This is a genomic window from Mycobacterium sp. (assembly GCF_049281135.1).
In the GTDB taxonomy this organism is placed as follows: Bacteria; Actinomycetota; Actinomycetes; order Mycobacteriales; family Mycobacteriaceae; genus Mycobacterium.
The window spans coordinates 1-2,785 of record NZ_JBAPRN010000811.1 but is presented as its reverse complement, the minus strand read 5'-3'; the positions used below and the strand labels follow the sequence as shown (position 1 = coordinate 2,785).

Below are 2,785 nucleotides of genomic sequence, written 5' to 3'. Positions count from 1 at the left end.
GTAGAACCCGTGGCCCGGCAAGGTCAACAGATAGGGCAAGTGGCCGACGCGCGGGAACTCGACATGGCCGGTGAGCTCGATCGGCGTGTGACCGCTCCAATGTTGCAGGTTCAGCTCGAGGGGCTGGGGGAAACGCGACAGATTGTTCACGCAGAGCACCACGTCGCCGTCATCCGGCGCCTGGCGCAGGAACGCCAGCACCGACGGGTTGGAGCTGCCCAGTTCCTCGAAGCTCCCGATGGCGAAGGCGTCGTGTCTGCGGCGAACCGCGAGCATCATCCGGGTGAAGTTGAGTAGCGACGTCGAGGTGTCGCGCTGGGCTTCGACGTTGACGGCCTGATATCCGTAGACCGAGTCCTGACTCGCCGGCAGATACAGCCGGCCGGGGTTGGCCTTGGAGAATCCGGCATTGCGGTCCGGGGTCCACTGCATCGGCGTGCGCACCCCGTCGCGATCGCCCAGCCAGATCACGTCGCCCATGCCGATCTCGTCGCCGTAGTACAGCACCGGCGATCCCGGCAGCGACAGCAGCAGCGCGGTGAACAGTTCGATCTGGTTGCGGTCGTTGTCCAACAGCGGCGCCAACCGTCGGCGAATCCCGACGTTGGCCTTCATCCGCGGATCCTTGGCGTATTCGGAGTACATGTAGTCGCGCTCTTCGTCGGAGACCATCTCCAGCGTCAACTCGTCGTGATTGCGCAGGAAGATTCCCCATTGCGCCATGTCCGGAATCTCCGGCGTCTGCGCCAGGATTTCCGAGATCGGGAAACGCGACTCGCGCCGCACCGCCATGAAGATGCGTGGCATCAGCGGGAAGTGGAACGCCATGTGGCATTCGTCGCCGCCGGTGCTGGCCTCGCCGAAGTACTCGACGACGTCGCTGGGCCACTGATTGGCCTCCGCCAACAGCACCCTGCCTGGAAACTCGTCGTCGACGACCTTGCGCACGCGCTTCAGAAACGCATGCGTCTCGGGCAGGTTCTCGCAGTTGGTGCCTTCACGCTCGAACAGGTAGGGCACCGCGTCCAGCCGGAACCCGTCGATCCCCAGGTCCAGCCAGAACCGGAGGACATCGATCATCGCTTCCTGAACCGCCGGGTTGTCGTAGTTCAGGTCCGGCTGGTGCGAGAAGAACCGGTGCCAATAAAACTGGCGGCGCACTGGATCGAACGTCCAATTCGACTCTTCGGTGTCGATGAAGATGATTCGGGCATCGGTGTACTTGTCGCTGGTATCGCTCCACACGTAGAAGTCGCCGTAGGGGCCGTCGGGGTCGTGACGAGACTCCTGAAACCACGGGTGCGATTCGGAGGTGTGGTTCATCACCAGGTCGGTGATGACGCGGATGCCCCGCTCGTGCGCAGCGTTGAGCAGCGCGACGAAATCGTCGACGGTGCCGAACTCCGGCAGCACCTTGTAGAAGTCGCGAATGTCGTAGCCGCCGTCACGCAGCGGTGAGTCGTAGAACGGCGGCAGCCATATGCAATCGATGCCGAGCCACTGCAAATAGTCCAATCGCTGCAGCAGCCCACGCAGGTCACCGGATCCGTCGGCGTCGCCGTCCAGGAAGGCCCGCACCAGCACCTCGTAGAAGACCGCGTGCTTGAACCAAGTGGGGTCGGCGGGCAGCGACTTGGCTTCGGTGAACTCGTCTGCGTTGGGGTGCTCGACGACACCGTCTTCGACGCGGCTTCCCTCCGCAGGATCGTGGTCGGACGTGTGTTCTCTGTCCCTGGTCAAGTCCACGACGTTACACGTACCCGGGGTGCGGCATCGAAAACCTTATGCGCCAGACGAATTGAGCACAGCTGCACGAGCTGCGGCGTTGGATCAGCCCGGCGGGCCGTCCCCCAATGTCACATTGACTTCCCGTCCATGCAACCCCACGCTGACGCCCTCGCCGGGGTGGTGCTGGTCGAGGATGTTCGTCAGCGCGGTAGCCGAGTTCACCGGCTGGCCGTTGATCGAGGTGATCACGTCACCGGGGTTGAGACCCGCCCCGGCGGCGGGACCGGTCGGAATCACCTGCCGGACGATGGCGCCTCCGCCACCCGGGGCGTCGTTGACGCCGACTCCGAGGAACGCGGTCGGTCCGATGTGCACCGTCGGCGACGATGCGCCGGACCGGATCTGTCCGGCGATGGCCATCGCCTCGTTGATCGGGATCGCAAAGCCCTGTCCGCGGCCAAGGTGGTAGTTCGCCGTTGCGGCGGTGTTCAAGCCGATCACCTGGTTGGCGGCGTTGACCGTTGGGCCCCCGGAGTCACCCGGGCGGATGTTCGCGTTGACCTGAATCAGGCCGTTCAGCGTCTCGGTGCTACCGGTCAGCGCATCGTTTGCCGACACCGTCTGGCCCAGCGCGCCGATGTGCCCCTCCTCGACGCTCGGCGCCCCGCCGGCACCGCCGGCGTTACCCAGCGAAACGACCGGGTCACCCACCTTCACCGTGTCGGAGTTGCCGATGTTGGCCACCGGCAGGCCGCCTCCGGCCAGTTGCAGCACGGCGATGTCATGTTGGCGGTCGAAACCGATCACCGTCGCCGGGAAGGTCTGGCCGTTGGCGATGGATCTCACGGTGAGGTTGGTCGCGCCGGCGATCACGTGGTTGTTGGTGAGGACCACGCTGGGGTCGATCACGATGCCGGTCCCGGCGCCGACCGCGCTCTGGAATCCAAGCTGGGCGTCGACGTCCACGATTTGCGGACCGACCTGCGCGGCCGCGGTCTGCGCGTCGCGCGGGGCAGGCGTCGTCAGCGGTGACGCGTGCGCGGGCGCGGTCGCCAGG

Annotated in this window: 2 protein-coding genes; both read right to left on the bottom strand. The window is 65.4% G+C overall.

The features are described from left to right. Nucleotides 1–1,740: maltose alpha-D-glucosyltransferase (gene treS, locus WAN02_RS32115; protein WP_422269395.1), on the bottom strand; the 1,740-nt coding region annotated here is incomplete at its 3' end. Between the two features lie 90 nt (nucleotides 1,741–1,830). Beyond that, nucleotides 1,831–2,784: a S1C family serine protease gene (locus tag WAN02_RS32110; protein WP_422269394.1), complete on the bottom strand. Its 954-nt coding sequence runs from the start codon at nucleotides 2,782–2,784 to the stop codon at nucleotides 1,831–1,833. Between the last annotated feature and the right edge of the window lies 1 nt (nucleotide 2,785).